Source organism: Flavobacterium ichthyis (assembly GCF_009915155.1).
GTDB classification, from domain to species: Bacteria; Bacteroidota; Bacteroidia; order Flavobacteriales; family Flavobacteriaceae; genus Flavobacterium; species Flavobacterium ichthyis.
In genome coordinates this window covers 96,255-120,259 of the sequence record NZ_JAABLM010000010.1, presented here as the reverse complement: position 1 = coordinate 120,259, position 24,005 = coordinate 96,255, and the positions used below count along the sequence as shown (strand labels likewise).

The following is a 24,005-nucleotide window of genomic DNA, read 5'->3' as shown; positions in this document are numbered from 1 at the left end:
ACAAAACAGAATAATGTTTCTCTAAAACTAACTTAACACATTCTAATTTAAATGCGTAATCATACTTAACTTTTCTTTCCATAAAAAATGCCCCAAATAGTGTCTAACTTTTTGGGGCATGTTCAAACATTCAGGAGGTTTTCTTCATTTTAAACTAACTAACGTATGAAATTTAAAAGTTGTATCTGATGGTGAAATTCCAGGTTCTTCCTAAACCGTAGAAACCCTGGTTAGCGTCTGCCAAACCGTTGATTAATCTTCCTGCTGATTCGTAAGTTGAAAAATCTGTGGTGCTGGTTGGGTTGATTCTATCAGTTGCTTTAACGTTTGTTCTCGTTTCAGAAATATAAATTTCGTGGAAAAGGTTGTTCACGTTTAATCTAAAATTTAACGATTCATTTTTTTCTTCTCCTAATAATAATTTATACGAAATTCCGGCGTCCACAATTCCAAATGATGGCAATTGTAAGTTGTCTTTCACTGCTCCAACATTTGAATATAAATTATCATAAAATCTATAATCTGCATCAATTGAAAATCTTTGTGCAGGACGAACCACAAATCCTGCTCCAGCTGTAAATTGTGCGGCATCTCCTACTTTACCTCCGTCAACATCTCGGGAATTTTCGGCTAGTACATTCCTGTTTTCATCTCTAATTACATTAACAGAATTCCCTTGGTATTCCCAGTTTCCAACTGAAACAAATCCTCTTAAGTCTAACAATGTAAAAGGTTTTGCAGTGAAATCAAGTTCAAGACCTTGGTGTAATTGTTCCACACCTTGATTGGTTGTAAAAATTTGATCGCCAATAATAAGACTTGGATATGTTTCTAAATCTGAAGCTGCTGCTACTCTTGAATTTGTGGTTACACGGTCTTTCCAAGAAGTTCTGTAAGCATTTAAGTTAGCAGAAAAATATCGGCTTTTAAAACTATAACCTGCTTCAAGTCCTAAAATTTTTTCGTTTTCAGTTAAGGGGTTGATTTGGTTGGTAAAATTCAAATAAATATTATCGTGGTAAGGTTGACGAGAATAGTAACCTGCATTTACATAAACCGAATTTTGCTCGTTAATATTAAAACTTCCACCCGCTTTTAAGTTGTAACCCACATTGTTCACTTTTTCTGAATCTTCTGCTTCCGGAAGATAATCATAGCGATCGAAGCGTTGGTGGCTTTGTGTAGAAATGGCTCCTTGGAAAAAGGTCGAGAATTTATCCGTTGCGTATTCAACTTGCCCAAAAAGACCACCGTAAGAAATTCTTTCGCTGTTGTCATAATCAATTCTTTGCCCTTCGCCTACAGCATTAAAAGTAGATAACCAAGGGTCGATTCTTTGGTGTTCGGTAACAGTTCTTGGCACATTTGGTTGTGCAATTTGATGTGAAAAATCTCTCAATCCACGAGTTTCTGTCCAGTTATTTAATCCCAAGAAATTATTTACTTGACGGTAATGAGTTCCGTAATACGTTCTTAAATCTGCTCCAACGTTTAAGGTTAGATTTTGGTTAATTTGATGCTCAAAATTTGAAACCAAACCATACCAGCTGTGGTTATTTACCGAAGAACGAATTAAGTACGATTGTCCATCGCCTTGAACCCCATTTCCAACAGCTTCATTTCTGTCTACGATTGCATCCCAATTAATTTGTCCGTTGGCACGAATTGCCGAAGCACCGTAGTTTCCGGTTCCACCACCACGTCCCCAAGAAGCATACAACACGGTTGAAAGCTCAGATTTGTCGCTAATAATCCAATCCCAGTTTAAATTAGCAACCGGTTTATGGTAAAAATTTGTTCTTTCGGAAAGGTATTCTCCATTAAGCGTTCCCCAGTTATTATTGTATTTTCTTCCGTACGTTTTATAATCCGAAAGTCTTTTGGTAAAATTTTGATCGTGTCTTTGCGGAGCACCAGTAATTAAAAAGTTAAAGTTGTGTTTGTCCGAAGGTTTGTATCCGAAAGAAATAAAATAATTTTGTCCTTCTCCACGTGTTCCAGCATTATAACCATCACCTTGCCAATGTGTTAACATTACACTCACTCCGAAATTACTGTTCATCAATCCGGAATTGTAAGCTACAGTTGTTTTTAAATAATCATCATTTGCCACTCCCGCAGAAATAAATCCACCTTCTCTCATTGAAGTTGCTTTGGTGATAAAGTTTACGGTTCCACCCACAGAAGAAATGGCTAATTTTGATGAACCCAAACCACGCTGAATTTGAATCATATTAGCAATATCCGCCATTCCAGACCAGTTTGACCAATACATTAAACCATCTTCCATACCATTAATAGGTTGACCGTTTAATAAAAATGCAGTGTTGTCTTGACCAAAACCACGAACCACAATTCTCGAATCTCCAAAACCTCCCGCTTGTCCGGCAACGTAAACTGATGGTGTGTTGACCATCGTTTGCGTAATATCTGACGAACCTACTTTATCCTGAATTTCTTGCGCTGTTAGGTTTGAAACTGCGATAGGCGTTTTTCTGTCATTTGCTAAGTCGATAATACCACGACCAATCACCACTACCTCATCTAATTGACTCGCATCAGTGGCTACACTAATTTCTCCAAGATTTACGGTTTGTCCAGAAGTTCCCGAAAAAGCAACTGTTTTAGTGACATAACCAATAAAAGAAATGGTTACATTTCCGGATGTTGCATTAGAAGTAATTTCAAAATTTCCGTCAATATCCGTTGAAGTAGAGCCTCCCGGCACTGAAACATTTGCGCCTGGAAGTGGTGAATTTAATTGTGTATCCATTACTTTTCCGACGATTGTAACCTGAGCCTGAATTGCCGAAAAACATAGCATTAAAAACCCGGTAAATAAAAGCTTTTTAAAATTTTTCATTTGTAAGTTTATGTATTGTTTATGCGTACAAATTTCTTTAGTAATATTTTAACAGATATTAAGTAAATGTTAAGCAACTGAAAATTTTGATAACTCCCGAAAACGTTAAAGCCTCCGGAATATGGAGGCTTTGTTTACAATTTATTAACATTAAATTCTTAAACTAAAGTTTATTTTTTTAAATAAAATTTAAGCAAATTAGAAGTAGAACTATCGTGGATATTAATCTCCGCAGCATTAATTTCAGATAAGATACTATTAGCTAACTGTTTTCCTAATTCAACACCCCATTGGTCATAACTAAAAATATTCCAAATAATACCTTGAACAAAAATTTTATGTTCGTACAAGGCGATAAGTGATCCTAATGATTCCGGAGTTAATTTATCAATTAACAAAGTATTTGTGGGTTTATTTCCTTGGAAAATTTTAAACGGGGTTAAATAATCTGCTTGTCCGGAAGATACACTGGTTTTAGAAAATTCGGCTCTTACTTGTTCTTCGGTTTTTCCATTTAAAAGTGCTTCGGTTTGGGCAAAAAAGTTTGACATTAATTTATCATGATGGTCTTTATTACCGTGGAGTGAATTTATATATCCAATAAAATCCGTTGGAATTAATTTTGTCCCTTGATGAATTAATTGAAAAAATGCGTGTTGCGAATTGGTTCCGGGTTCACCCCAAATAATTGTTCCGGTTTGATAATTCACCGGATTTCCGTCACGGCCTACACTTTTACCATTGCTTTCCATAATTCCTTGTTGAAGATATGGCGCTAATTTTTGCAAATATTGAGTATATGGAATCAAAGCTTCGCTTTCGGCACCAAAAAAATTATTGTACCAAATGCTCAATAAAGCCAATGTTACCGGGATATTTTTGTCGAAACTTTCATTTTTAAAATGTTCATCCATTTCGTGAGCACCTTTTAACAATTGGTCAAAATTATCATAACCAACCGCCAATGCGATAGACAAACCTACGGCACTCCAAAGCGAAAATCTTCCGCCAACCCAGTCCCACATTGGGAAAATATTTTCAGAATCGATGCCAAAATCCGTTACTTTTTCGATATTAGTCGAAACGGCCACGAAGTGTTTTGCCACGTCTTGTTGCGTAGCTGTTTCTAAAAACCATTTCTTGATCGTTTCGGCATTTGACAAAGTTTCTTGAGTAGTAAATGTTTTGGAAACAATGACAAAAAGCGTAGTTTCGGGATTTAATTTTTTAATTTTTTCCTGAACGTGATCGCCATCAACATTTGAAACAAAATGAACATTGAGATGATTTTGGTAAAAAGCCAATGCTTCAACCGCCATTGCCGGACCCAAATCCGAACCTCCAATCCCGATATTGACTACATCTGTAAAATTTTTTCCGGAAAAACCTTTTCTCGTTCCCGAAATAATTTCATCACAAAAACCTTTCATTTTTTGTTTGACGGCGAAAACTTCCGGCATCACATTTTTGCCATCCACAAAAATTTGGGCATTTTCTTGAGCTCTCAAAGCGGTATGTAGAACGGCTCTGTTTTCAGTTTGATTAATAATTTCGCCAGAAAAATATTGGGAAATCGCTTTTTTAAGTTCCATTTCGTCCGCCAACTCCAAAAGGTATTTCAGGGTTTCTTCGGTGATGATATTTTTGCTAAAATCCACGTAAAAATCTTTCCACTGAATCGAAAATTTTTCAGCACGTTTTGAATCTTGAGCAAACATTTCTTTCATTGATGCATATTGCATTTTATCATAAAAATGTTCGCGAAGTTTCTCCCAAGCTACGGTTCCGGAAGGATTTGTTGTTGCTAATGCCATTATAAGGTTATTTTGTTTTTGAGTTTTTTTGGGCTCAAAATTAAGAATTAGTTTGATTTAAATTTTAGCGCTGCAACGCTGTCAAGCTCTTTTTTCATGGGTTCCATTTCTGCCATAAATCTGGCTTTGTATTTGGTTTCCATTGGGATTGAGTTGGGTAATTTTTGTTTTAAAGCATCTACCTGAACGCCATTTTTCCAAAAACGATAACAAACGTGTGGTCCAGTTGCTAATCCTGTGCTTCCCACTTTTCCTATTACATCACCCTGAGAAACGCGTTGCCCACGACGAACTAAAATTTTCGACATGTGTAAATATTGAGTGGAATAAGTGGAATTGTGTTTTATTTTTACATAATTCCCGTTTCCGGCTGTATAACCCGTTTGTTCCACAACTCCATTTGCAGTAGAAACAATTGGCGTGCCATGTGGTGCAGCATAATCTGTGCCTTTGTGGGCTTTCCATCGGTGTTGAACTGGATGAAAACGATTGGCTGAAAATTTGGAAGAAATTCTAAATCCAAATTTTAGCGGCGCTTTTAAAAACATGGTTTTCAACACTTTACCTTCTTGATCGTAATAGTTAACTTTTGTAGAAGACGTATCTTGTTTAAAAGGAAAAGCGTATATTTTTTTGCCTTTGTGAACAAAAAAAGAGGCTTCTAAACTTTCAACACCAACGTAAATGGAGTCATTAATATATTTTTCATTAAATGTGACAGCAAACTGATCTCCTTTTTGAATTTTGAAAAAATCTATAGAATAAGCATAAATACTGGCTAACTTTTGCGCAAGCGAAGCATCAACGCCTGCGGCATTTAGCGTTTCGGAGAGAGAACCTTCAATTTTGGTAGCGATGGTTCTTTTTTTTATGGAAATGGGTTTGGTTTTATTGTAAGCCACGATAGAATCTCTCAAATCGATGATGCTGTAGTGAATATTGTCTCTTTCGTAAATAAAAACCTGAACCGGATTTGGAGCTGTTTTAGACTTTAGAATCGTGTAAGGTTTTCCGGCTCTAATGTCTCTAAATTTAAACGAATCGCGAGCTTTTTCGGTAATTTCATGAACGCGTAAATCGCCTAATTGGTGTTTTTGCATAATCGTGCCAAAAGTTTCACCGCTTTTTACGGTGTCTCGTTCGACCTTAAAATCATTGAGGGTAAACCCAAATTCTTTGATGATGGGATCCTTTTTTATAACTGCTTTTGGTGTAGATGTGGTATTTTCGCCTTTTTTGTCGCACGAAAAAAACAGCAACAGTGATAAAAGGGCTAAAACTTTGTAATTCAAACCTTTAATTTTTGTGATTTATACTTTTTTTTCTTCGCCCCAATTGGCTAATTCAGTTTCCGTCCAAAGTTCGGGGAAAAATATTCTTCGTTGGTATTTTGGGTGCATGTATTTTTTCCAATCGCTTCCTCCGGTGGCTTCGCCATCGCCCTGACCACTTTGGTCGATATATTTTTTAGCCGTATTGAGATGTTGCATGACCCAGGTGATGTTCACGGTATGGTCATAATGTCTCATGGCATTGACTAAATCTGGATTTTTTTGATCAATTTCTGGTAATTCCTTAAATTTCCTCCACACGTTAATGGTATTATATTCTTCCATATAACTCAAAAATTGTGGTTTATATTTTGTTTCAAACGCTTTTAACAGATAAGATTTTTCTCCGGTTTTGTAATCTTTTCCAGCTGCTTGCCAATATAAATGTTCTAAAGCGTGTTCATATGGGGTGTTGCGGTCAATAGTTGCGCGAAATCTGTAATCAATTAAATTAATTAAATCAGTTGAAGCAAATTCGATTAAACGGTACTGTGCACTTTGAAAACCACTTGCCGGAGTTAAAGTATTGCGGAATTTCATGTATTGGTCAACTTCCATTCCATCTCCCATAATATTAAAGGAAGTAGTCAACATATTAAAGTAGCGGCTAATCCGCATTAATTTTTCGGTAAAATAATCCGTTGCGGGTTTAGGTGTGTGACAAAGTTGGTCAATTTCCCATAAAATCATTTTAAAAAGCAACTCATTTACCTGATGATACATGATAAAAACCATTTCGTCAGGAAGCGTTGTTCTTTGGGTTTGAAGGTTGAGCAAGGCATCGGTTTGGATGTAATCCCAATAGGTAATGGGTTTCGACCAAAGTAAACCTTCGAGGTGCGTTTCTGTTTTTTGGTCAATTGCGGAAAATTTTTCTTCTAATTGATCCAATTGATTTTGAAGTTGGGGGGTGATTTCCATGTTATTCTGCTAATACTCTAAATGGTTTTTGAAGCCCGCGAAATCCATCTAGATCTGCTTTTAACGAGCCTACAGCAAGACTGGCTTTAATTCGAAGCGGCACTTTGTTTTCGTCGTCTGATATCCAGACAGTTAAACTTTCTTCTTCTTTAAAAACCCTTCCCGCTTGAACGTACGGGCGAAAAACCATTGCATTAATTTTTCCAAATTTAGTTTTTAATAATTCTTTCCCCATAAATTTTAACTTAAACTTTGTGGTTTCGTCGTCAAAAAACATGTCAATGGTAATAGATTCGCCTTCTTTTAGCTTGTCTATATTAGGATGGTTACGTAAATAATAAAAGGAGGACACAATATCTTGTACATTATCAGGAACCGAAATCGTTTTCTCGGTTTTTTTCTTGTAGTCTTTTACTAAAACGTTATTGGCTGATGGGTTAAAAAATCCTTCTTGATTTTTAGTGTAGCCTCCCTCGTTAATTTTTCTTACAAACTGGTAGGGTTTACCTGTTTTCTTGTCAAAATAACTTTGATAATCGTCATTTACTTTAAAGAAAAATTTTGTCATTCCGGTAGTGTAGCCATTTCCCACTGCATGGAAAACTTTTTTCCCACTTTTGGTAGCTTCTTTTATTTCGAGTGTTGCGTAGCCTGCGTTAACTAACCCATAATGAATTCTAAATTTAAACCATTCACCTACATCGAAAGAACTGGTTTGCGCTTGGAGTGTAGAAATTGAAAGTAGTACTATTGCTATTATTTTTTTCATAGTGTAAATATATTCTGTTTTTTTATACTGAATATACAATTTCTGTTCCAAAGTAACAAAACAAAAAAACCCAGCCAAACAATGACTGAGTTTTTATGCTATTAACCAACCAAAAAACTATAAATTATGAAAATCTACATAAAATTCAAAGGGAACCACCCCCTCTCATTTTGCGAGTGCAAAGGTACATCGATTTTATATTATTCCAAATAAAAAATCGATTTTAACAAATATTTTTCAAAAATAACGTTTTCGAAACGTTGTTTTTTATCAAAATATCAATATTAAGCTATTTTGTTTACAAAGTTCCTCTTTTTTCTTGTTCTCTTTCAATAGATTCAAAAAGAGCTTTGAAATTTCCAGCTCCAAAACCGCGAGCTCCCATTCTTTGAATAACTTCGAAAAATAAAGTTGGACGATCTTCTACTGGTTTGGTAAAAATTTGCAACAAATAACCTTCTTCATCGGCATCAATCATGATTCCGAGTTTTTGAAGCTCATTGATGTCTTCCTTAAACTTATCCATGTGGTCTTTCAATCGCTCTGGAATGGCATCATAATACGCTTGTGGTGGTGTGCTCAAAAATTCGATTCCACGAGATTTCATTTTTGCAACGGTTGTCAAGATATCATCCGTGGCAACGGCAATGTGTTGAACGCCTTCATCTTCATAGAAATCTAAATATTCTTCTATTTGAGAACGTTTTTTCCCGTTAGCAGGTTCATTGATAGGGAATTTGATTCTACCATTTCCGTTACTCATTACTTTAGACATCAAGGCAGAATATTCTGTTGTAATTTGCTTGTCATCAAACGATAGGAAATTGACAAATCCCATCACATCTTCAAACCATTTTACAGCTTCATTCATTCGGTTCCAGCCCGTATTTCCAACCATGTGATCAATAAATTTTAATCCAACAGGTTCTGGATTATAGTCGGATTTCCATTCTACGTAACCTGGCAAAAAGATGCCGTTATAATTTTTACGTTCTACGAAAACAAAAACGGTTTCGCCATAAGCACCATAAATTCCGGCACGAACCACTTCGCCATTTTCGTCTTTCTCAGTTACGGGTTCAAAATAAGGTTTTGCTCCACGTTGTGTGGTTTCTTCAAACGATTTTCGAGCGTCTTCCACCCAAAGTGCAATAACTTTAACGCCATCTCCGTGTTTTTTTACGTGTTCGCCAATAGGTGAATTGCTGTTTAAAGCCGTTGTTAGCACAATTCGGATTTTGTCTTGCTTTAAAACATACGAAGCCCGATCACGAACTCCTGTTTCCAATCCAGAATAAGCCAAGGACTGAAATCCAAAAGCTGTTTTGTAGAAATGAGCCGCTTGCTTTGCATTTCCTACATAAAATTCTACATAATCTGTTCCTAAAAGAGGCAAGAAATCTTGAGCTCCTTCAAATATTTTTTCTAATCCGTATTCTACTGATTTTATTTCTTTACTCATAATTTGCCCCCTAACCCCCGAAGGGGCAATTCCTATTAGGGGTCAATAGGATTTTATCTTGTTTCCTTAAAAATTAATTACCATAAGGAAAATTAGTTAGTTAATATTTTTTATTCAAAAGCTGATAGAGAAACCTTTTCTCCCTTTTAGGGTTAGGGGGCTTCCACCCACGATTTATAATATTGTCCATCGTCTAATCCCATCGCTTCTTCTGTAACCATCAACGGACGGAAGGTATCGACCATAACAGCCAATTCTTCGGTGACAGTTTGTCCAATACTTCTTTCCATCGCTCCTGGTGCTGGACCGTGCGGAATTCCTTTTGGATGCAAAGTGATGTGACCTTGTTCAATATTATTTCTAGACATAAAATCGCCATCTACATAATACAAAACCTCATCACTATCAATATTACTATGGTTATAAGGAGCCGGAATTGATTTTGGATGATAATCGTACAATCTTGGAACAAAAGAACATACTACAAAAGTTGATGTTTCAAATGTTTGATGAATTGGCGGTGGCAAATGCACTCTACCTGTTATCGGCTCGAAATTATGGATGCTGAAAGCGTACGGGAAATTATAACCATCCCAACCGACAACGTCAAAGGGATGTGTGGCATAAACCACTTCATGTAACATTCCTTCTTTTTTAATTTTAATCAGGAAATCACCTTTTTCGTCGTGTGTTTCGAGTTCTGTTGGCAATTTAAAATCTCTTTCGCAGAATGGAGAATGCTCTAAATGCTGACCTGATTCATTTTTATAACGCTTTGGTGTATAAAATGGTGCGAAAGATTCTACATAGAACAAACGATTTTCTTCGGTGTCAAAATCGATTTGATAGATAATTCCTCGTGGAATAATGAGATAATCGCCGTATTCGAAAGGAATATTTCCCATCATCGTGCGAAGTGTTCCCGAACCTTTGTGGATGAAAATCATTTCATCGGCATCGGCATTTTTATAAAAATAGTCCCGTAAAGATTTTTTTGGTGCAGCAAGCCCGATGGTGCAATCTCGATTGACTAGCATTGCTTTTCGACTATCCAGAAAATCAGCTGCAGGTTTCAATTCGAAACCTTTTAGCAAAAGTGATTTTATATTTTTCCCGATAGCAATTTTTGGTTCAACATTGTGCGAAGCTAAAATTTCTTTTACTTGTGTGGGTCTGTGAACGTGATACAACAAAGAAGAATGACCGTGGAATCCTTCGGTTCCAAAAAGTTGTTCGTAGTAGAAACCTCCTTCTGGTTTTTCGAATTGTGTATGTCTTTTCTGTGGAAAATCTCCTAATTTATGATAGATAGGCATAACTTTTTAATTAGATAATTTTGAAAATTAGATAATTAGAAAATGGGTTTTGTCGTTAGATAATTAGCTCATTTTCTAATTGACTAATTATCTAATTAAATTCATTCCGGATTTCTTTTAATGAGAAATTTTAAATGTGGTAAAAGTCCTGACCAAATTGTATTCATAGCAACAAATATCGGAAAAATTTGCGATTTTAGAACATAATCACCTACATTTTTATTGTTTTTGCTTTAAGATTGATTTTAATAAAAATAAAATTGCATAATACTCCAGTTATAATAAAGCTTAAAAATATCGAACAAGATTATTAAAAAACTACCAATATCATAAAAATTGAGCGCCATCTTTAGATTTTATGTCTTTTTTCAATTGTTTTTTTATCTTTGAGACTCAATTTAACTTTATTTAAGAAAATTTATGTCGTCAAAATCAGAATCGTGGGGCTCCAGAGTTGGTCTCATTTTAGCAATGGCAGGAAACGCTGTAGGTTTAGGTAATTTTTTGCGATTCCCTGTTCAAGCCGTTCAAAATGGTGGTGGCGCATTTATTATTCCTTATTTGGTTTGTTTTTTATTGATGGGAATCCCATTGTTATACATTGAATGGGCTTCGGGACGTTTTGGAGGTAAATTCGGAAATCATAGTACCCCTTACATATTGGATTCAATGGTAAAGGGCAGGGTTCTTAAATATATTGGAGTGTTCGGAATTTTTACAAATGTAGCTGTAGCAGCTTACTATTGTTATATTGAGTCTTGGACGATGTCCTACGTGTATCATTCTCTTTCCGGTACATTTGAAGGCATGAGTCAAACGGGTGTTGCTGAGTTTTTTAACTCATATGTAAATGTTGCCGAATCTACTACTGGAATTCCATATGAAGCTGTGATTTTTTATATTTTATGTCTTATCTTAAACACATTCATATTATCAAAAGGTCTCGGTGGAATTGAAAAAGTAGCTAAAATAGGAATGCCGCTTTTGATACTTTTTGGAGTAATTTTAGCAGTTAGAGGGTTAACACTTGGAACCAGCGGAGCTTCTGATTTATTTCCGGATGCCAATGCTTGGGATGGTTTAAATTTTTTATGGACACCACAATACAGTTCACTTTTAGACTTAAAAGTGTGGATGGCTGCTGCCGGACAGATTTTTTTCACCCTCTCAGTAGGAATGGGTACAATACATTGTTATGCAGCATATATCAAACCAAAAGATGATATCGCTTTAAATGCCGTTTCGGCAGGGTTTATGAATGAATTTGTTGAGGTTGTATTGGGTAGTATGATTGTAATTCCAATTGCAGCTGGCTATTTGGGATTAGACTGGATAATTGAAAATGCAGGATTTGGAATGGCATTTCAAACCATGCCTTATCTATTTCAACAATGGGGTCCACTTTTAGCGGCACTCGGCGGATTATTTTGGTTTGGTCTTTTATTTTTCGCAGGTATTACTTCATCGCTCGCTATGGGTACGCCGTGGATGGGCTTTATGCGAGACGAATTTAACTGGAACAGAAATAAAGGAGCTTGGTCATTTGGAGCGCTTATATTAATCATGGGATTACCAACCGTATTTTTTTACAATCAAGGCGTTTTTGACGAATATGACTATTGGGCTGGAACCGTGAGTTTAGTAGTATTCGCTATGTTTGAAACCATTTTATTCTCTTGGATTTTTGGAATGAATAAAGGATGGGCAGAAATCAATAGTGGTGCTGATATTAAGGTTCCTTTACTATTCAAATACATCATAAAATTCGTCACTCCAATTTTACTAATCATAATCTTTTTAGGATCATTATTTAAGCCTATTAATAATGATTGGTCTGGAAACTTTGCAAGTTTATTTTCAGGAAATGGATGGAATCTTGATAATGGATCAATTATCAAAACGTTAACGCATGCGGGAATTAAAGAGCAAATAGCCATGGCCACAGATAATCAGGTTATTCAAACTTTAAAGGATAAAATCTTTTATCTAGATATGGCAAGATTACTCTTACTTTCTCTATTCCTGTTTATAAGTATTTTGGTTTATTTAGCATTCTTAAAAAGACGCCGTGAAGGCCGTGCCACATTATAATTTTTAATTCGATAATTGTATGAATACTGAAGCATTAATTACCATGGTAATCACTCAAGGACTAGTGATAGCCTTTGCAGGATATTTTTTCTACAGGGTTTTGACTACCAAACCTAAGCAAGAACCAGATTCGTTTAGTGATAATGACAACGAAATCGAAAGAAATTAAAATTCCTTAGAACCAATATCCTAAACTAATCCAAGTATGATGGTCTCTGGTTTCGGGTGACCACGAATGTTTTAACTCAATTGGACCAATAATACTTTCTAGTCCATAACCAAAGGCATAACCCGAATGTGTAGGATCTGCAAACCAATCTGCGGTATCGAAAATTTTTGAACCTATATTGGCATAATTAGCAGTAAAATTCAAGTGATTTTTACGAAAAATTTCGACATCTGCTGTTAATGAGCCTTTGATATAGCTGTTTCCGGCGAGGCTTACAAAATCATATCCATAAAAATGCCTAAAATTATTAATCGTATTGTAACCATATCCGCCCAAAATAAAATCAAAAAAAGGTATCGTGCTTTCGCCAATCGTAAATCCTGCTTCGGATTGTGCGGTCAAAGTAAGTTTTTTCCAAAAGGTTTTTGTGAAAGCCAATTCTCCTTTTAAAATAGAAAACGGTTCAAAACTTTTGGTGTAATCCGAAGAGTACACTAGTGTTTGAAAATCACCGCTAAACATAACACCGCTTTTAGGAAAAAACTTTTTGTCCATAGAATCGTAACGAACATAAGCGTTCCCAGAGAAATAATCGCTGTTTTCCAAAATAGGTTCTGTGTTGGCCAATGTCCTACTTTTGATCTTGAGATGCTTTAATTCCGCCTCCACACCAATCAAGAATTTTTGGGCAAAAAGGGTTTGGAAATAAATTTTATTTGAAAAATCAGTATAATCTATGTTGAGCGAATTTAAACCGAATAAATCTAAAAGTTCACCATTTTTAAAATCAGTCAAAACATTTCGGTTGAAAGTATTGTATCTCGACTTAAAACCATAACTAATGTTAAAGCCATTGTCCACGTAATAATCCAAGTAATATCGGAAATTATCGCCTAAACCAATGTCTAATAACGCAACATCATTCTTAAAAAACATTTTTTTTTGGGTAATGTTTACAAGTAAAGCACTTTTGTACAATCCGTCATAATGCAGTCCGAATTTTAAATAAGTGCGATTTGGATTTTCCACCAAAGATAAATTCATCGTTTCGGCTCCATATTCATTTATGGCAAAATTGTAACCTATGGCGCTAAAGTTTTGCGTAGCATTTAAAGTAGCGATTCCACGGTTCAAATCTTCGTAAGAAATACTAGTTCCGGGTTTAAAACCTAATTGCCCAATCACATAAGATCGCGTATAATTTTCCAATTTTGAAATAGAAATATCGTCTATACATAAAGAATCAACCTGAAGTTTCGGAATTTCTTTCAAAGGTTTCAACGAACTCACTTTTTTTAGCTGATCTACAACTGCTAAAGCCGCTTTTTCACCTCGACTGATAATTTCATTGCCTTCGTCAAAAGAAACTACATTAAAACCTTCAATATCCGGCTTGATATAAATGTCCGTTTTTTTGACATTTTCCGGCATTTTTTGAATCATTTGCATGTTGGTAATTTGCACCAAAATTTTCGTAGCATCAGTCAATTGTTTTCTATCCCGAAAACCATCCTGAACGTCCACACCAATAATAATGTCAGCTCCCATTTTTTTGACTTCGTCAATAGGATAATTATTGACCACACCGCCATCAATTAAAATTTTTCCGTCAATTTCAACCGGCATATACAAAGAGGGAAAAGCTGCACTTGCCAACATCGCTTGCGGCAAAGAACCCTTGTTGAGCAATACCTGTTTTCCGGTTTCAATATCCGTTCCAATACATAGAAACGGAATGGGAAGTTGGCTAAAATCGCGCTCGTGTCTTACATGATGTGTAAGTTTGCTAATCAAATTAAAATTATACAATCCTTTAGACAAAGCCCTTGGGAAACTCAATCGCATCTTATTAAACGGAAGCGATAAAGCGTATAACTCGTCATTCCTTTTTTCGTAAAAATTTTTGGTAGATCTTGGAATATAATCTTGGATTAAAGCATCATAATCCGTAGTCCTAAAAATCGAATCAATCTCGGCAGCTTTGTAGCCCGAAGCGTAAAGACCACCGATAATGGCCCCCATGCTGGTTCCACCGATGTAAGAAATTTCTACATTATTTTCTTCCAGAACTTTTAAAACCCCTATATGTGCCAAACCTTTTGCACCACCACCACTCAACACCAATCCAATCTTCGGTTTTTTTGCCTCTTGTGCATGAAAAACTTGAATGGAAAAAATCGTTATGAGAATGATGAGCCAGTTTTTCATGTAAAAAAAAGATAATTAGGTTTTGCTGTAAAATTCGACAATTTTTTTCGCTTTTGAAACTCCAATAACGTCAGAAATTTCTTTTTCTGTGGCTTGCGAAAGTCTTTTAACAGATTTAAAATGCTTTATCAATGTAATCATTGTTTTTTCGCCAATACCCGGAATGCTTTCTACTGAAGTTTTTAACGCGCTATTACTGCGTTTATTTCTATGAAATGTAATCCCGAAACGGTGTGCTTCGTTTCGCAAATGCTGGATGATTTTTAACGTTTCAGATTTTTTATCCAAATACAACGGAATGGAATCGCCGGGATAAAAAATTTCCTCCAATCTTTTTGCAATACCAATAATGGCAATTTTTCCACGCAAATCTAATTGTTCCAAACTTTTTAATGCCGAAGACAATTGTCCTTTTCCACCATCAATCACAATGAGTTGCGGCAAAGGTTCATTTTCTTCCAGCAATCGCTTGTATCTCCGGAAAACCACTTCTTCCATCGAAGCAAAATCATTTGGTCCTTCAACCGTTTTGATATTAAAATGTCGGTAATCTTTTTTGCTGGGTTTTCCATCTTTAAAAACCACACAAGCCGCCACAGGATTGGTTCCCTGAATGTTGGAGTTATCAAAACATTCAATGTGTCGTGGCTCTGATGAAAGGCGTAAATCTTTTTTCATTTGCGCCATAATTCGGTTGGTATGACGATCCGGATCTACAATTTGCAACTGCTTCATTTGATCCATCCGGTAAAATTTTGCATTGCGTTCAGAGAGATCCAACACTTGCTTTTTATCGCCCAATTGCGGAACAGTAATTTTTAATCCCGAAGCTTCGGGACCCCCTAAATCCACTTCAAAAGGCACAATAATTTCTTTTGACAATAATCTAAACCGCTCCCTGATTTCTACGATTGCTAATTCGAGCAGTTCCTGATTGGTTTCATCCAATTTTTTCTTCATTTCCATCGTGTGCGAACGTACAATCGCGCCATGAGAAATCTGGATAAAATTAACATAAGCCGCACTCTCGTCAGAAACGATTGAAAAAACATCCACGTTAGAAATTTTCGGATTTACAATTGTAGATTTTGCCTGATAATTTTCGAGAACATCAATTTTGTCCTTAATTTTCTGGGCTTCTTCAAATCGCATTTCCAACGCCAAATTTTTCATCAAAGTTTTAAAATCCTTCAAACTTTCTCTAAAATTTCCTTTTAAAATTTCACGAATCGCATCTACATTTTTTTGATATTCTTCCAATGATTGATGGCCTTCACAAGGTCCTTTGCAATTGCCAATATGGTATTCCAAACACACTTTGTATTTGCCCGAATCAATATTTTCTGGAGACAAATCGTAGTTACAAGTTCGCAATTGGTATAATTCTTTGATTAAATCCAAAAGCGTGTGAACGGTTTTAAAACTGGTGTATGGCCCAAAATATTCCGAACCATCTTTGACCATGTTTCTGGTGGTAAAGATCCTCGAAAAAGGTTCTTTTTTAATACAAATCCACGGGTACGTTTTGTCGTCTTTGAGCATGACATTGTAGCGTGGTTGCAGTTTTTTAATTAAATTATTTTCGAGCAACAACGCATCCGTTTCCGTAGGAACCACAATGTGTCGGATGTTTACAATTTTCCGAACGAGCACATTGGTTCGGCCGTTATCGTGCAATTTATTAAAGTACGAAGCCACTCGCTTGCGCAAATTTTTTGCCTTACCCACGTAAAGAATTTTATCGTCTTTATCGTAATATTGGTAAACGCCCGGACCGTCGGGCAAAGTTTGAATCTGAAGTTCTATTGGCGTTCGCATCTTACAAAGTTACGGGCAAAAATGCCGAATTGCAAGCGAGGAAATTTCATTTTAACAAACACCAATCTTGCAAAATTTTATACATTTAGCTTTTTAAAGAAAATTTATGCCGAAAACGCCCAAAGAAATCACAATTTTAGGAGAAACTATTTTGCCAGGAGAAAGCCGAACGCTTAACATGGAAATTGCAAAATTGCACACCATGACCAAACTCAAAATTCCCGTAATCGTCGAACGGTCGCTGGTTGACGGTCCGGTGATTTTATTTTCGGCGGGGTTGCATGGCGACGAAATTAATGGCGTTGAAATCGTGCGACAAATCATTACCCAAAAAATAAACAAACCAAAAATTGGTACAATTATTTGTATTCCGGTAATCAATGTTTTTGGATTTTTGAACAAAACCCGTGAATTCCCCGACGGTCGCGACATGAATCGTGTTTTCCCAGGAAGCAAAAACGGTTCGCTGGCAAGTAGATTTGCTTACTATTTGTTACACGAAATTATTCCGCTGGTAGATTATTGTATTGATTTTCACGCTGGTGGAGCAGATCGATTTAACGCACCACAAATAAGAATTGTGCCACACAACCACGACCTTAAAAAATTAGCGGACGTTTTTCAGGCGCCATTTGGTTTATATTCCAAAAATATTTCAGGTTCGTTTCGAAATTCTTGCGATAAATTGGGTGTAAAAATGTTACTTTTTGAAGGGGGAAAATCCATGGATATAAATGCCGATGTTACCCAAGAAGGCATTGAAGGAACCAAGCGTTTTTTGGCGCATTTTGGGATGTTAAACCCTAAAAAAACGGTACAAAAAGCGGAGATCAATACCATTTACATCGAAAAGTCAAATTGGGTTCGCGCCAATCGTTCGGGGATGTTTCACAGCGTGACAAAAGTGGGAAGTTTTGTGGAAAAAGGAACAGTTTTGGCTAAAATTTCCGATCCTTATGGAGCGGTTGAAGTGAAAGTAAAAGCCCCAAATTCTGGCTATATTATTAATGCAAATGAAGCTCCAATTGTATATCAAGGCGATGCAATATTTCATATTTCAACGGCTTTGGAGGATTAAAATTTTTAACAAAATGACAAAAAAAGAGCTACGAAACCACTATAAAAAATTACGCGAAAATTTATCGGCTGAAGATGTGGAAACCAAAAGTATGGCAATTGCAAACATGGCTTTACAAGGAACTTTTTGGCACAAACAAATTTACCATATTTATCTACCAATTATTGCAAACAAAGAGGTTGATACTGAATTTTTATTGCAAATATTATCCGGAAAAGACAAAGACATTGTGGTATCTAAAGCTGATTTTTCCAGCAGAAGCATGACGCATTTTTTATTGACTGACAGCACAAAATTTGTGGTCAACAGTCACGGAATTCCAGAACCTGAAAACGGTTTCGAAGTAAATCCCGAGAAAATAGAAGTGGTTTTTATGCCTCTTTTGGCATATGATATCAAAGGAAATCGGGTGGGTTACGGCAAGGGTTTTTATGATAATTTTTTAAGAAAATGTACTCCGGAAACGATTAAAATTGGGCTTTCTTTTTTTGAACCGGAAACTGAAATTGATGGCATTTTTGAAGGCGATATTCCAATGGATTTTTGCATAACGCCTTCAAAAATTTATTCATTTTAGCATTTTAAAGCTAAGAACTTTTCTTCAATTAACTCTTTATTTACGATTGCTCCAGCCAAGTTTCCGGCAGCAACTGCAGCAGAAACAGAGCGAAACAAGGTCGCACAATCTCCAACAGCGTAAACACCTTCAACAGAAGTTTTCTGGAAATGATCGGTTTTAATGATTCCGTTTTCGTCTAAATCACAATCTAATTTTTCAATGAAATGCAACGCTTTTTGATGGTATTTTGGTCGAGAAAAAATAGCATCAATTTTTTGCGAAGTCCCATCACTGAAATTCACAGCTTCCACATAACCCGAATGATGACTTATGGATTCAACTGGTTTTTCTATCACAGCAATATTTAATTTTTCTAAAATTTCGAGTTTGTCTAAATCAATTTCGCCAATGCCGTTTGTAAAAATGGTGAGGTTTGACGACCAATGAGAAATTAATTTTGCCAACTCATACGCCAAAGCGCCATCTGCCAATATTCCCAAATTTTTATTTCGCACTTCGTAACCGTGACAATAAGGGCAATGCAACACAGAAATCCCCCAAGATGCCGCAAAACCGGGAATTTCCGGCATGACATCTTGTAAACCTGTGGCAATGATAATTTTTTTGGAAGTAAATTTTTTGCCTGAACCGGTTTGTACTAAAAACCCAAGATTTTCTTGCGTCACGGAATGAACCTCATCGTTTAAAAATTGTACCGAAGGATATTGTAAAACTTGATGTTTGGCTTCTTTAGAAATAGTTGCGGGCGGTTTTCCATCTTGTGTGATAAAATTATGGCTTTGGGGCGTTTGTTGGTTACACGGATTTCCAGAATCGATGACCAAAATATTTCTGAGGGAACGTCCTAACGCCATTGCAGCTGCCAAACCCGCGTAACTTCCGCCGATAATCACAACTTCAAAACTAAACTGATTGTTCATGTGGTAGTATTTTTTTCAAAATATAATTGAAAAGATACCAAAACCGACAGCCGTTAGGAAAACTTTAGGAGTTTTGTGGCACCGAAAATGCTTTGCGATTGAAAACGATTAAAATACCAACTCCTGTTGAAATAGCAACATCAGCTACATTAAAAATAGCATTGAAAAAAGTAAAATATTGTCCGCCCCAAAAAGGCAACCATGACGGTAAATTTCCTTCCCAAATTGGAAAATAAAACATATCGACAACTTTACCGTGAAACCAAGTTCCGTAAGGCTGATCTGAAAATAAAGTAGCCACTTGATTGTTACTATGGTCGAAAATTACCCCATAAAAAACAGAGTCTAAAATGTTTCCGAAAGCGCCTGCCAAAATCAACGAAATGGCAATAATTAGGTAACGTGAGCTGTTTTTTTTCACGGCATCCCAAAGCCACCAACCAATCCCGAAAACTGCAAAAATTCTAAAAAGTGTGAGAATCAGCTTTCCATAATCGCCAGGAATTTTGGTTCCCCATGCCATTCCTTCGTTTTCGGTAAAATAGATTTGAAACCAATTTCCGGCTACATGAACGGCTTCACCCAGTTGAAAATTAGTTTTAATGTAAATTTTTGAGATTTGATCAACGATTAAAATCAAAAAAACGATGATATAGGCCTTTTTTAACGACATTATGCAAAATTTGGTGCAAAAGTAATCAATAATATTCAAAAAAAACGCTCCAAAATTAGGAGCGTTTCATAATTTAAAGTAAAATTTTGTTATCTCTGAAGATTTTTTGCTTCTATGCTCATGGTTGCATGAGGAACAATTTTCAAACGTTCTTTGCTAATCAATTTACCTGTAACTTTGCAAACCCCGTAAGTTTTGTTTTCCACGCGGAAAAGCGCATTTTTTAAATCTCTAATGAATTTTTCCTGACGGATTGCCAATTGCGAGTTGGCTTCTTTTGACATGGTTTCGCTTCCTTCTTCAAAGGCTTTGAAAGTAGGCGAAGTATCGTCAGTTCCGTTGTTAAGGTCATTCATATAAGCACTCTTGATAAGGTCAAGATCAGCTTTTGCTTTTTCAATCTTTTTTACAATAATTTCTTTGAACTCAGCCAAATCGGCGTCTGAGTATCGTACAACCTCATCTGTCATTTTGTATTATTTTGAAATTAGTATTTTGGTTTTTATGTCATCAAATTCAATTTCCGCGCCATTTTTTAATTCTTCGGAAAAAATTAATTCTTCGGTTAATGTTTCGGTTTTAATGTATTCCAAATTTTTCGCAACCGCACTTTCCAATACAGGCTCTTGCTGTAATTTTACTTTTACTTTATCGGTTACTTCAAATCCTGAATCTTTACGGATGTTTTGAATTCTATTTACCAATTCTCGGGCAATTCCTTCGCTTTTTAATTCTTCGGAAATGGTTATGTCTAAAGCAACGGTAATTCCATCGGCATTTGCCACTAACCAACCTTCAATATCTTGTGAAGAAATCTCCACATCCTGTGATGTTAAATTAATACTTTTTCCTGATATATCAAGCACTAACAAGCCTGTTTTCTCCAATTGATTAATCTGTTCTTGTGAGAAATTTTGTATCTCTTTGGAAATCAAACCCATATCTTTACCAAAACGAGGTCCTAATGTCTTGAAGTTAGGCTTAATTTGCTTTACCAATATATCCGAAGCGTCGTCTAAAAGCTCAATTTCTTTTACGTTTACTTCGGCTTTTATCAGGTCAGAAACTGCTTCAATTTCCGCTTTTTGTTTGGCGTCAAGTACCGGAATCATTACCTTTTGCAACGGTTGACGTACTTTAATCATTTCTTTTTTCCGAAGTGATAATACTAAGGAAGAAATGGTTTGCGCTTTCTGCATTCTGCTTTCGAGCGATTTATCAACAAAGTTATCAGCATATTTCGGGAAATCTGACAAGTGTACACTTTCAAAATTTTCCTTATTTGTCGCGGAAGTAAGGTCTTTGTAAAGCCTGTCCATATAGAATGGAGCGATTGGTGCTCCTAATTTTGCTACGGTAATCAAGCAGGTATAAAGCGTTTGGTAAGCTGCAATTTTATCTTCGGCATAATCCCCTTTCCAAAAACGTCTTCGGCACAAACGAACATACCAGTTGCTCAAATTTTCCTGAACAAATTCAGAAATAGCTCTTGCTGCACGAGTTGGTTCATAATCGGCATAAAATTCATCTACATTTTTAACCAAAGTATTTAATTCCGAGAGAATCCAACGGTCAATTTCCGGTCTTTTTTCCAGCGGAATTTCGGCTTCAGCATAAGAAAAACCATCGACATTGGCATATAAAGCAAAAAATGAATAAGTGTTGTAGAGTGTTCCGAAAAATTTCCGGCGAACTTCAGCAACTCCTTCTAAATCAAATTTTAAATTGTCCCAAGGATTGGCATTAGCAATCATGTACCAACGGGTTGCATCGGCACCAAAATCACCTAAAGTAGTAAACGGATCTACCGCGTTTCCAAGACGTTTGGACATTTTTTGTCCGTTTTTGTCCAAAACCAAACCGTTTGACACGACATTTTTATACGCTACATTGTCAAAAACCAAAGTCCCGATGGCGTGCAAAGTGTAAAACCAACCACGCGTTTGATCAACACCTTCTGCAATAAAATCGGCTGGAAAATCTTTGTTTCCGTCAATTTTTTCTTTGTTTTCAAAAGGATAATGCCATTGAGCATAAGGCATCGCTCCAGAATCGAACCAAACGTCAATCAAATCTGTTTCGCGATTCATCTTTTTGCCGGAAGGCGAAACCAAAACAATGTTGTCCACCACGTTTTTATGAAGGTCAATCCATTCGTAATTTTCGTCAGACATATCGCCTAAAACAAAACCTTTAAACGGATTTTCTTTTTGGAAACCAGCTGCGATTGATTTTTCGATTTCGTTGTACAATTCTTCAACCGAACCAATCAAAATTTCTTCGGATTTATCTTCCGTACGCCAAATAGGCAAAGGAATTCCCCAATAACGTGAACGTGAAAGATTCCAGTCGTTCGCATTTTTGAGCCAATTCCCAAATCGCCCTTCACCAGTTGCCTTCGGTTTCCAGTTGATGGTCTCGTTTAAATCAAACATGCGTTCCTTTACCTCTGTGATTTTGATAAACCAAGAATCCAAAGGATAATACAAAATTGGCTTGTCAGTTCGCCAGCAATGCGGATAACTGTGAACGTATTTTTCTACCTTAAAGGCTTTATTTTCTTCTTTTAATTTGATGGCAATTTCTACATCTACCGATTTTTCTGGAGCTTCGCCATCATTATAATATTCATTTTTAACGTATTTGCCCGAAAGTTCTCCTAAATTTTCAATGAATTTTCCTTGCAAATTAACCAATGGAACCGGATTTCCGTTTTGGTCTAAAACCAACATTGGCGGCACTTCTGGCGAAGCTTCTTTGGCAACCTTGGCATCGTCTGCCCCAAAAGTTGGAGCTGTATGAACAATTCCGGTTCCATCTTCTGTTGTAACAAAATCTCCCGAAATTACTCTAAAAGCATTTTCCGGATTTTGGTACGGCAAGGCATACGGCAACAATTGTTCGTATTGAATTCCGACTAAATCCTCGCCTTTTGCTTCGGCTAAAATTTGGAAAGGAATCGGCCCCCTAACCCCCGAAGGGGGAACAGTTGCGTACTTTTTGAAGTCGGATTCTTCTTTGCTTTCAAAATAATTTTTTACGAATTGTTTCGAAACCAAATTTTTTGCCAAAATCACATTGATTGGTTCGAAAGTATATTGGTTAAATGTTTTGACTAAAACATAATCAATTTTTGGCCCAACGGTTAAAGCGGTATTTGAAGGCAAAGTCCAAGGTGTTGTCGTCCATGCCAAGAAATAAAAAGCCCCCTCCAACTCCCCCGAAGGGGGAGAGTCGATGCCGAAAGCCTTTGCAATTGAGTTGCCAGTTTCCCCTTTGGGGGTTAGGGCACGAAATTGCGCCACAATGGTTGTGTCGGTAACATCACGATACGTTCCGGGTTGGTTCACTTCGTGAGAAGATAATCCGGTTCCGGCTTTTGGCGAATACGGCTGAATGGTGTAACCTTTGTACAACAAATTTTTATTATAAATCTGTTTTAAAAGCCACCAAACCGTTTCCATATATTTAGGTTTGTAGGTCACATACGGATTTTCCATATCCACCCAATAGCCCATTTTTTCGGTCAAATCATTCCACACATCGGTGTAACGCATGACGGTTTTTTTACAAGCTTCGTTATAATCTTCAATCGAAATTTTTGTTCCAATGTCTTCCTTGGTAATGCCTAATTCTTTTTCAGTTCCCAATTCTACCGGAAGTCCATGCGTGTCCCAACCAGCTTTTCTCTTCACCTGAAAACCTTTTTGAGTTTTGTATCGGCAAAAAATATCTTTGATAGAACGTGCCATAACGTGGTGAATTCCCGGTAAACCGTTTGCAGATGGCGGTCCTTCAAAAAACACGTAGGGTTGTTGTCCTTCGCGAGTAGTTACGCTTTTTTCAAAAATATTTTGTTTTTTCCAGAAATCAAGCATTTCAGACGCTACTGTTGGAAGGTCAAGTGCTTTGTATTCAGTAAATTTAGTATTCATTATTTGCCTTTTTCTAAAATAGATTTGCGAAAGTAATGATTTTTTTTCTGAAATAAG

17 protein-coding genes are annotated in these 24,005 nt (G+C 36.4%); 4 read left to right on the top strand and 13 right to left on the bottom strand.

Features of this window, described 5'->3' with window-relative positions:
* Nucleotides 1-172: 172 nt before the first annotated feature.
* The 7 genes from GV828_RS09715 to GV828_RS09685 form a co-directional block, all read right to left on the bottom strand.
* Nucleotides 173-2,863: a TonB-dependent receptor gene (locus GV828_RS09715; RefSeq protein WP_166537292.1), complete on the bottom strand. Its 2,691-nt coding sequence runs from the start codon at nt 2,861-2,863 to the stop codon at nt 173-175.
* Nucleotides 2,864-3,033: 170 nt separating this feature from the next.
* Complete coding sequence (pgi, locus tag GV828_RS09710; RefSeq protein WP_166537291.1) at nt 3,034-4,677, bottom strand: glucose-6-phosphate isomerase; 1,644 nt, start codon at nt 4,675-4,677, stop codon at nt 3,034-3,036.
* 47 nt (nt 4,678-4,724) lie between these two features.
* Complete coding sequence (locus GV828_RS09705) at nt 4,725-5,969, bottom strand: M23 family metallopeptidase (protein WP_166537290.1); 1,245 nt, start codon at nt 5,967-5,969, stop codon at nt 4,725-4,727.
* 18 nt (nt 5,970-5,987) lie between these two features.
* Nucleotides 5,988-6,929: a tryptophan 2,3-dioxygenase family protein gene (locus tag GV828_RS09700; protein WP_166537289.1), complete on the bottom strand. Its 942-nt coding sequence runs from the start codon at nt 6,927-6,929 to the stop codon at nt 5,988-5,990.
* A gap of 1 nt (nt 6,930) precedes the next feature.
* Nucleotides 6,931-7,698, bottom strand: a complete 768-nt coding sequence (locus GV828_RS09695) for a DUF3108 domain-containing protein (protein ID WP_166537288.1) — start codon at nt 7,696-7,698, stop codon at nt 6,931-6,933.
* A 298-nt stretch (nt 7,699-7,996) separates the two neighbouring features.
* Nucleotides 7,997-9,160, bottom strand: a complete 1,164-nt coding sequence (gene hppD / locus GV828_RS09690; RefSeq protein ID WP_166537287.1) for a 4-hydroxyphenylpyruvate dioxygenase — start codon at nt 9,158-9,160, stop codon at nt 7,997-7,999.
* A 152-nt stretch (nt 9,161-9,312) separates the two neighbouring features.
* The gene (locus GV828_RS09685; protein WP_166537286.1) at nt 9,313-10,476 is read right to left on the bottom strand and encodes a homogentisate 1,2-dioxygenase; all 1,164 of its coding nucleotides are present in this window, start codon (nt 10,474-10,476) and stop codon (nt 9,313-9,315) included.
* 420 nt (nt 10,477-10,896) lie between these two features.
* Here GV828_RS09685 and GV828_RS09680 point away from each other — a divergent pair, with 420 nt between their 5' ends.
* Nucleotides 10,897-12,567, top strand: a complete 1,671-nt coding sequence (locus GV828_RS09680; protein ID WP_166537285.1) for a sodium-dependent transporter — start codon at nt 10,897-10,899, stop codon at nt 12,565-12,567.
* A gap of 19 nt (nt 12,568-12,586) precedes the next feature.
* Entirely contained in the window at nt 12,587-12,736 is a 150-nt protein-coding gene (locus GV828_RS09675; protein WP_166537284.1) for a hypothetical protein, read from the top strand.
* A gap of 6 nt (nt 12,737-12,742) precedes the next feature.
* Here GV828_RS09675 and GV828_RS09670 read toward each other — a convergent pair whose 3' ends face one another.
* Both GV828_RS09670 and uvrC read right to left on the bottom strand, forming a co-directional pair.
* On the bottom strand, nt 12,743-14,944 hold the full coding sequence (locus GV828_RS09670; protein ID WP_166537283.1) for a patatin-like phospholipase family protein: 2,202 nt from the start codon (nt 14,942-14,944) through the stop codon (nt 12,743-12,745).
* 15 nt (nt 14,945-14,959) lie between these two features.
* Nucleotides 14,960-16,762, bottom strand: coding sequence for an excinuclease ABC subunit UvrC (uvrC, locus tag GV828_RS09665; RefSeq protein ID WP_166537282.1), 1,803 nt, complete (start codon nt 16,760-16,762; stop codon nt 14,960-14,962).
* A 106-nt stretch (nt 16,763-16,868) separates the two neighbouring features.
* Here uvrC and GV828_RS09660 point away from each other — a divergent pair, with 106 nt between their 5' ends.
* Both GV828_RS09660 and GV828_RS09655 read left to right on the top strand, forming a co-directional pair.
* Nucleotides 16,869-17,840, top strand: coding sequence for a succinylglutamate desuccinylase/aspartoacylase family protein (locus GV828_RS09660; RefSeq protein WP_208103171.1), 972 nt, complete (start codon nt 16,869-16,871; stop codon nt 17,838-17,840).
* A gap of 13 nt (nt 17,841-17,853) precedes the next feature.
* Nucleotides 17,854-18,417: a 5-formyltetrahydrofolate cyclo-ligase gene (locus tag GV828_RS09655; RefSeq protein ID WP_166537281.1), complete on the top strand. Its 564-nt coding sequence runs from the start codon at nt 17,854-17,856 to the stop codon at nt 18,415-18,417.
* Here GV828_RS09655 and GV828_RS09650 read toward each other — a convergent pair.
* The 4 genes from GV828_RS09650 to ileS form a co-directional block, all read right to left on the bottom strand.
* Entirely contained in the window at nt 18,414-19,340 is a 927-nt protein-coding gene (locus GV828_RS09650; RefSeq protein WP_166537280.1) for an NAD(P)/FAD-dependent oxidoreductase, read from the bottom strand. The two genes, GV828_RS09655 and GV828_RS09650, sit on opposite strands and share 4 nt — an antisense overlap.
* A 64-nt stretch (nt 19,341-19,404) precedes the next feature.
* Nucleotides 19,405-20,013, bottom strand: a complete 609-nt coding sequence (locus GV828_RS09645) for a lipoprotein signal peptidase (protein ID WP_166537279.1) — start codon at nt 20,011-20,013, stop codon at nt 19,405-19,407.
* 89 nt (nt 20,014-20,102) lie between these two features.
* On the bottom strand, nt 20,103-20,483 hold the full coding sequence (locus tag GV828_RS09640) for a TraR/DksA family transcriptional regulator (RefSeq protein WP_166537278.1): 381 nt from the start codon (nt 20,481-20,483) through the stop codon (nt 20,103-20,105).
* A 6-nt stretch (nt 20,484-20,489) separates the two neighbouring features.
* The gene (gene ileS, locus GV828_RS09635) at nt 20,490-23,948 is read right to left on the bottom strand and encodes an isoleucine--tRNA ligase (RefSeq protein WP_166537277.1); all 3,459 of its coding nucleotides are present in this window, start codon (nt 23,946-23,948) and stop codon (nt 20,490-20,492) included.
* Between the last annotated feature and the right edge of the window lie 57 nt (nt 23,949-24,005).